The 6,797-nt window shown below is 71.1% G+C and carries 6 protein-coding genes; 3 read left to right on the forward strand and 3 right to left on the reverse strand.

What is annotated here, in order from left to right:
- Positions 1–15 precede the first annotated feature (15 nt).
- From L0P92_RS40470 to L0P92_RS40480, 3 genes are read right to left on the reverse strand one after another with little or no spacing between them, the layout of a single operon-like run.
- Positions 16–798 carry a 3-oxoacyl-ACP reductase gene (locus L0P92_RS40470; protein ID WP_234768133.1) on the reverse strand — a complete coding sequence of 261 codons (783 nt, stop codon included), beginning with the start codon at positions 796–798 and terminating at the stop codon, positions 16–18.
- A 7-nt stretch (positions 799–805) separates the two neighbouring features.
- Positions 806–2,185, reverse strand: a complete 1,380-nt coding sequence (locus tag L0P92_RS40475) for an aldehyde dehydrogenase family protein (protein ID WP_234768134.1) — start codon at positions 2,183–2,185, stop codon at positions 806–808.
- Positions 2,186–2,193: 8 nt separating this feature from the next.
- Positions 2,194–3,564 carry a glutamine synthetase family protein gene (locus L0P92_RS40480; protein WP_234768135.1) on the reverse strand — a complete coding sequence of 457 codons (1,371 nt, stop codon included), beginning with the start codon at positions 3,562–3,564 and terminating at the stop codon, positions 2,194–2,196.
- Positions 3,565–3,676: 112 nt separating this feature from the next.
- Here L0P92_RS40480 and L0P92_RS40485 point away from each other — a divergent pair, with 112 nt between their 5' ends.
- The 3 genes from L0P92_RS40485 to L0P92_RS40495 form a co-directional block, all read left to right on the forward strand.
- Positions 3,677–4,441 carry a FadR/GntR family transcriptional regulator gene (locus L0P92_RS40485; protein WP_234768136.1) on the forward strand — a complete coding sequence of 255 codons (765 nt, stop codon included), beginning with the start codon at positions 3,677–3,679 and terminating at the stop codon, positions 4,439–4,441.
- A 212-nt stretch (positions 4,442–4,653) separates the two neighbouring features.
- Entirely contained in the window at positions 4,654–6,096 is a 1,443-nt protein-coding gene (gene eat / locus L0P92_RS40490) for an ethanolamine permease (protein ID WP_234768137.1), read from the forward strand.
- A gap of 25 nt (positions 6,097–6,121) precedes the next feature.
- On the forward strand, positions 6,122–6,797 hold a 676-nt coding region (locus tag L0P92_RS40495), incomplete at its 3' end, for a gamma-glutamyl-gamma-aminobutyrate hydrolase family protein (RefSeq protein ID WP_234768138.1).

A 6,797-nucleotide genomic window follows, 5' to 3' on the forward strand; every position in this document is an offset into this window, starting at 1 on the left:
GGCGAGGGGAGCGGGTTACAGAGGGGTGACGTAGGCGCCGGAGATTCCGCCGTCGACCAGGAAGTCGGTGGCGTTGATGAAGGAGGAGTCGTCGCTGGCGAGGAAGGCCACGGCGGCGGCGATCTCCTCGGCCTCGGCGAAACGGCCGAGCGGGATGTGGACGAGGCGGCGGGCCGCGCGCTCCGGGTCCTTCGCGAACAGCTCCTGCAGGAGCGGGGTGTTGACCGGGCCCGGGCAGAGGGCGTTCACGCGGATGCCCTCGCGGGCGAACTGCACGCCCAGTTCACGGGACATGGCAAGGACGCCGCCCTTCGAGGCGGTGTAGGAGATCTGGGAGGTCGCCGCGCCCATCCTCGCCACGAAGGACGCCGTGTTGATGATGGAGCCCCTGCCCTGCTGCCGCATGTAGGGGATCGCGGCCTTGCAGCACAGGTAGACGGAGGTGAGGTTGACCTCCTGGACGCGCTTCCAGGCCTCCAGGCCGGTCTCCAGGATGGAGTCGTCGTCGGGCGGTGAGATACCGGCGTTGTTGAAGGCGATGTCGACGCTGCCGTAGGTGTCGAACGCCGTCTTGAACAGCGCCTCGACCTGTTCGGCGTCGGTGACGTCGACCTTGACGAAGGTCCCGCCGACCTCCTCGGCGGCGGCCTTGCCGCGCTGTTCGTCGACGTCGCCGCAGACGACGTGGGCCCCCTCGGAGGCGAGGCGGCGCGCGGTGGCGAGACCGATGCCGCTGCCGGCTCCGGTGATGACGGCGGTACGGCCGACGAGGCGGCGGCAGATGTTCTCTTCGGTCATGAGCGGCTCAGGCCTCCGTGCTGATGAAGACGTTCTTGGTTTCGGTGAAGGCGGTCAGGGCGTCCGGCCCCAGTTCGCGGCCGATGCCGGACTGCTTGAAGCCGCCGAAGGGGGTCCAGTAGCGGACGCTGGAGTGGGAGTTGACGGACAGGTTGCCGGCCCGCACGGCCTGGGAGACGCGCAGGGCGCGGCCGACGTCCCGGGTCCAGACGGAGCCGGAGAGGCCGTAGTCGGTGGCGTTGGCGAGCCGGATGGCGTCGGCCTCGTCGTCGAAGGGGAGGACGACGGCGACGGGGCCGAAGACCTCCTCGACGGCCACGCGCGCGTGGGCGTCGACGCCGGTGAGGACGGTCGGCGGGAACCAGAAGCCGGGGCCTTCGGGGGCCTTGCCGCGGATGCCCTCGGCGCCCTGGTCGACGTACGCACGCACCCGTTCCAGCTGGACCTTGGAGATGAGAGGGCCCATCTGCGTCTGCTCGTCGGCCGGGTCGCCGACCGTCACCGCCTCGATGGCGGGGGCGAGCAGGTCGAGGAAGCGGTCGTGGGCGGAGCGCTGGACGAGGATGCGGGTGCGGGCGCAGCAGTCCTGGCCGGAGTTGTCGAGGAAGGACATGGGCGTGGCGGCCGCGGCGGCTTCGAGGTCGGCGTCGGCGAAGACGATGTTGGGGCTCTTGCCGCCGAGTTCGAGGGTGACGCGCTTGAGCAGCGCCGAACCCTTCGCCAACACCTGTTTGCCCACGGACGTTGACCCCGTGAAGACGATCTTCGCGACGCCCGGGTGCTCGACGAGGGCGTTGCCGGCGACGGGGCCGTGGCCGGGCAGTACCTGGAAGACCCCCTCCGGAAGTCCGGCCTCCAACGCCAGTTCCGCCAGCCGCAGTGCCGTCAGCGGGGTCGTCTCGGCGGGCTTGAGGAGGACCGCGTTGCCGGCCGCGAGCGCGGGGGCGGTGCCCCAGGCGGCGATCGGCATCGGGAAGTTCCAGGGGGCGATCACGCCTACGACGCCGAGCGGTTCGAGGATCGTGACGTTCAGACCACCGGGGACCGGGATCTGCCGGCCCGTCAGCCGTTCCGCTCCCCCGGCCGCGTAGTCGAGCAGATCGCGGACGTTGCCCGCCTCCCAGCGGGCGTTGCCGATGGTGTGCCCGGCTTCCCGCACCTCCAACTGGGCGAGTTCTTCGAGGTGTTCGTCCACGGCGACGGCGAACCGGCGCAGGAGACGGGCACGGTCGCCGGGCGCGAGCGCGGCCCACGCGGTCTGCGCCTTCGTGGCGCGTACGACCGCCGCGTCCACGTCGGCCGCGCTGGCGGCCGGGACGGTGGCGACGACCTCTTCGGTGGCCGGATTCAGTACCTGGAGCTGGTCGGAGAGGAGCTGGTCGGACAAGAAGGGCCTCACATGCGTTCGAAGGAGCGGCGCAGCTCCCAGTCGGTCACCGCGGCGTCGAAGGCGTCCAGCTCGACGCGCGCCATGTTGCGGTAGTGGGCGACGACCTCGTCACCGAAGGCCGCCTTGGCGATCGGGCTGTTCTCCCAGAGCTCGGCGGCCTCGCGGAGCGTGCTGGGGACGTGCTCGAAGTCGGCGGCGTAGGCGTTGCCGGGACAGGGCTCGGGCAGCTCCAGCTTCTGCTCGATGCCGTACAGGCCGGCGGCGACCAGTCCGGCGACGGCGAGGTGCGGGTTGACGTCGCCGCCGGGGAGCCGGTTCTCGAAGCGCATCGAGCGGCCGTGGCCGACGACGCGCAGGGCGCAGGTGCGGTTGTCGTGGCCCCAGGCGACGGCGGTCGGGGCGAAGGAGCCCGGCTGGAACCGCTTGTAGGAGTTGATGTTGGGGGCGTAGAGGAGCGAGAAGTCCCGCAGGGCGGCCAGCTGGCCCGCGAGGAAGTGCCGCATCACCTCGGACATGCCGCCGGGGTCGGCGGAGGTGCCAGCCATGACGTTGTCGCCGGAGGCGTCGGCGAGCGAGAGGTGGATGTGGCAGGAGTTGCCCTCGCGCTCGTTGTACTTGGCCATGAAGGTGATCGAGACGCCCTCCTGGGCGGCGATCTCCTTGGCGCCGGTCTTGTAGATGGCGTGCTGGTCGCAGGTGACCAAGGCGTCGTCGTACTTGAAGGCGATCTCGTGCTGGCCCGGGTTGCACTCGCCCTTGGCGGACTCGACGGTGAGGCCGGCGCCCGCCATCTCGTTGCGGATACGGCGCAGCAGCGGCTCGATCCGTCCGGTGCCGAGCACCGAGTAGTCGATGTTGTACTGGTTCGCCGGAGTGAGCCCGCGGTAGTTGGCGTCCCAGGCCTGCTCATAGGTGTCCTTGAAGACGATGAACTCCAGCTCGGTGCCGACCTTGGCCGTGTACCCGAGCTCGGCGAGGCGCTCCAGCTGGCGGCGCAGGATCTGGCGGGGGGCGGCCACCACGGGCGAGCCGTCCTCCCAGGCCAGGTCGGCGACGAGCATCGCCGTACCGGCGTTCCAGGGGACGCGGCGCAGCGTGGCCAGGTCGGGGTGCATCGCGAAGTCGCCGTAGCCCCGGTCCCAGGAGGACATCTCGTAGCCGTCGACGGTGTTCATCTCGGTGTCGACGGCGAGGAGGTAGTTGCAGCCCTCGGTGCCGTGGTGGAGCACCTCGTCGAGGAAGAAGCGGGCGGCGAACCGCTTGCCCTGGAGCCGCCCTTGCATATCGGGGAAGGCCAGGACGACAGTGTCGATCTCACCGCTCGCGACGAGGGCGTGCAGCTCCTCGACGCTCAGCGGGGGTGTGCGGTCTGCCACGGGAGAGCCTCCTTGGGCTACTTCGGTCAGCCGGGAGCCATAAGGTATGACTGATGACCATTGCTTGGGAAGGGGGTACGGCCATATGTCGCAGGCGGGCACGGAACACGGGATGTCCGAGGCATCCGGAGCGTCGGGGGCACCGGGGGGCTCGGGGGCACCCGGGGCCGACGACCGGCTGACGTCGGTCCTGCGGCCGGTGCGGGCCGGCAACGGATTCGAGGAGGCCCTGGAGCAGATCCTCCAGGTCGTCCGGCTCGGCCTGGTGCCGGGCGGCGAGCGGCTCCCGGCCGAGCGCGAGCTGGCCGACCGGCTGGGGATCAGCCGGGTGACCCTGCGCGAGGTGCTGAAGGTCCTCCAGGACCAGGGCCTGGTCGAGTCGCGGCGCGGACGCTACGGCGGCACGTTCGTGCTGCCCCGCCCCGAGACACCCGGCGAGGAGGAGCTGCGCCGCCGCCTGAAGGACGTCGACGTCGAGGACACGCTGCGCTTCCGCGAGGTGCTGGAGGTGGGCGCGGCCGGGCTGTGCGCCGCGCACGGGCTGGGCGAGGAGCAGGCCGACCGGCTCCGTGAGGCCCTGTCCCGCACGCACGACGCCCCGCTCGCCGAGTACCGCCGCCTGGACACCCTGCTGCATCTGACGCTCGCCGAGCTGTCCGGCTCCCCCACGCTCACCGCCCAGTACGCGGCGGTGCGCGCGACGGTCAACGACCTGCTCGACTGCATCCCGCTCCTCGTACGCAACCTGGAGCACTCGCAACGCCAGCACACCGCGCTCGTGGAAGCCGTGATCGAGGGCAACGCGGAGTGCGCGCGGGAGATCATGCGCGAGCACTGCGGGGGGACGGCGGCGCTGCTGCGGGGCTTCCTGGGTTGAGTCAGGGATTCACGGGCGGGCCGAGTCAGACCTTCCCGGGCGGGCCGAGCCGGGGATTCACGGGTGAGGTTTTACGGGCGATTAACGCACGGGTATTGCCTTCCCGCCGTCGACCCCGCAAAGGTATGGATCCACTCCATTGAACCGGAGCTCGGTCGACCCCACCGTGCCCGGAAAGAGCTCCTGTCCGCCGCCCCGTGGGGAGTCTGCCCATGTCCCTGGAATCCACCAGTACACCCGCCCCCGAGGCGGACGACTATCTGGAACGCAGAACCCTGCGCCGCGGCAGCGCCGGCTGGGTGCTGCTGACCGGTCTCGGTGTCGCCTACGTCGTCTCCGGCGACTACTCGGGCTGGAACTTCGGCCTGGCCGAAGGCGGCTTCGGGGGCCTGGCCATCGCCATGGTGCTCATGGGCGCGATGTACGCCTGCATGGTGTTCGCGCTGGCCGAGCTGTCCTCGATCCTGCCGACGGCGGGTGGCGGCTACGGCTTCGCCCGCCGGGCGCTCGGCCCGTGGGGCGGCTTCCTGACCGGTACGGCGATCCTCATCGAGTACGTCCTCGCGCCCGCCGCCATCGTCATCTTCATCGGCGACTACGTCGAGTCGCTGGGCCTGTTCGGCCTGGAGTCCGGCTGGCCGATGTACCTGGTCTGTTTCGCGATCTTCCTCGGCATCCATCTCTGGGGCGTCGGCGAGGCGCTGCGCTTCAGCTTCGTCGTCACCGGCATCGCGGTGGCGGCCCTGATCGTGTTCGCGCTGGCGGCCCTGCCGGAGTTCTCATTCGGCTCGCTGGACGACATCCCGGTCGACACGTCGGCGGCGGGGTCGAACTCCTGGCTGCCGTACGGTCTGCTCGGCATCTGGGCGGCGTTCCCGTTCGGCATGTGGTTCTTCCTGGGCGTGGAGGGGGTGCCGCTGGCAGCCGAGGAGACCAAGGAGCCGGCCCGTACGCTGCCGAAGGCGATCCGCTGGTCGATGGGCATCCTGGTGGTGCTGGCGGTGGTGACCTTCTTCGCGGCGGCCGGTGCCCGCGGCTCGGCGGCGGTCCAGGAGGCGGGCAACCCGTTGGTGGAGGCGCTGCAGCCGAACGGCGAGGCGACCACGCTGAGCCGGATCGTGAACTACGCGGGCCTGGCCGGCCTCGTGGCCTCCTTCTTCTCCCTGATCTACGCGGGCTCGCGCCAGCTCTTCGCCCTGTCCCGCGCGGGCTATCTGCCCCGCTTCCTGTCCCTCACCAGCCGTCGCAAGGCGCCGTACCTGGGCCTGCTCGTACCCGGCACGATCGGCTTCCTGCTCGCGGCGGTGTCCGGCGACGGCGCCCGGATGCTGAACATCGCGGTCTTCGGCGCGACGATCTCCTACGCGCTGATGTCCCTGTCGCACATCGTGCTGCGCCGCAGGGAGCCGGAGCTGGCCCGGCCGTACCGCACGCCGGGCGGGGTGCTGACCTCCTCGGTCGCCCTGGTGCTGGCCTGTGCGGCACTCGTGGCCACCTTCCTGGTCGATGTGACGGCGGCGCTGATCGCGCTGGCGGTGTACGTGGTGGCCCTCGCCTACTTCGGCCTCTACAGCCGTAGGCGGCTGGTGGCGAAGGCGCCGGAGGAGGAGTTCGCGGCGCTGGCCGCGGCCGAGGCAGAGTTGGCACGGGACTGAGGGCGCGGGCTGTGAGGGAGTTGCTGTGGCCAGGCCGTTGATCGGTGTCAGCACCTATCTGGAGTCGGGTGCGCGGTGGGGCGTGTGGGAGCTGGACGCCGCGCTGCTGCCCGTCGGCTACCCGCGGCTCGTGCAGCGGGCCGGCGGGCTCGCCGCGATGCTGCCGCCGGACGACCCGGGTCACGCCGCCGCGGCGGTCGCTCGGCTGGACGGGCTGGTCATCGCGGGCGGGCCCGATGTCGAGCCGGTCCGTTACGGCGCGGAACGTGGGCCGCGGACCGGGCCGCCGGCGCGGGCGCGGGACGCGTGGGAGCTGGCCCTGATCGACGCGGCGTTGACCGCGGGCCTGCCCCTGCTCGGGATCTGCCGTGGCATGCAGCTCCTGAACGTCGCGCTCGGCGGCACGCTCGTCCAGCACATCGACGGTCATGCCGAGGTCGTGGGCGTCTTCGGCCGCCACACCGTGAAGCCGGTGCCGGGGAGTCTGTACGCCGCTGTCGTGCCGGAGGAGACCTCGGTGCCGACCTACCACCATCAGGCCGTGGACCGCTTGGGCGAGGGTCTGGTCGCCTCCGCGTACGCGGGCGACGGCACGGTGGAGGCGGTGGAACTGGCCTCCGGCACCCGCGACGGCCGGGCCGGGGGCGGGTGGGGAAAACCAAAACCAACCCCCCAAAACCGGTTTTATAAACGGGAGGCCG

The sequence above is a fragment of the Streptomyces muensis genome, assembly GCF_021474425.1.
GTDB classification, from domain to species: Bacteria; Actinomycetota; Actinomycetes; order Streptomycetales; family Streptomycetaceae; genus Streptomyces; species Streptomyces muensis.

Excerpts from the sequence above, each read along its gene's own strand:
- L0P92_RS40470 (WP_234768133.1), bottom strand. The coding sequence starts at position 798 with ATGACCGAAGAGAACATCTGCCGCCGCCTCGTCGGCCGTACCGCCGTC.
- L0P92_RS40485 (WP_234768136.1), top strand. The coding sequence starts at position 3,677 with ATGTCCGAGGCATCCGGAGCGTCGGGGGCACCGGGGGGCTCGGGGGCA.
- eat (WP_234768137.1), top strand. The coding sequence starts at position 4,654 with ATGTCCCTGGAATCCACCAGTACACCCGCCCCCGAGGCGGACGACTAT.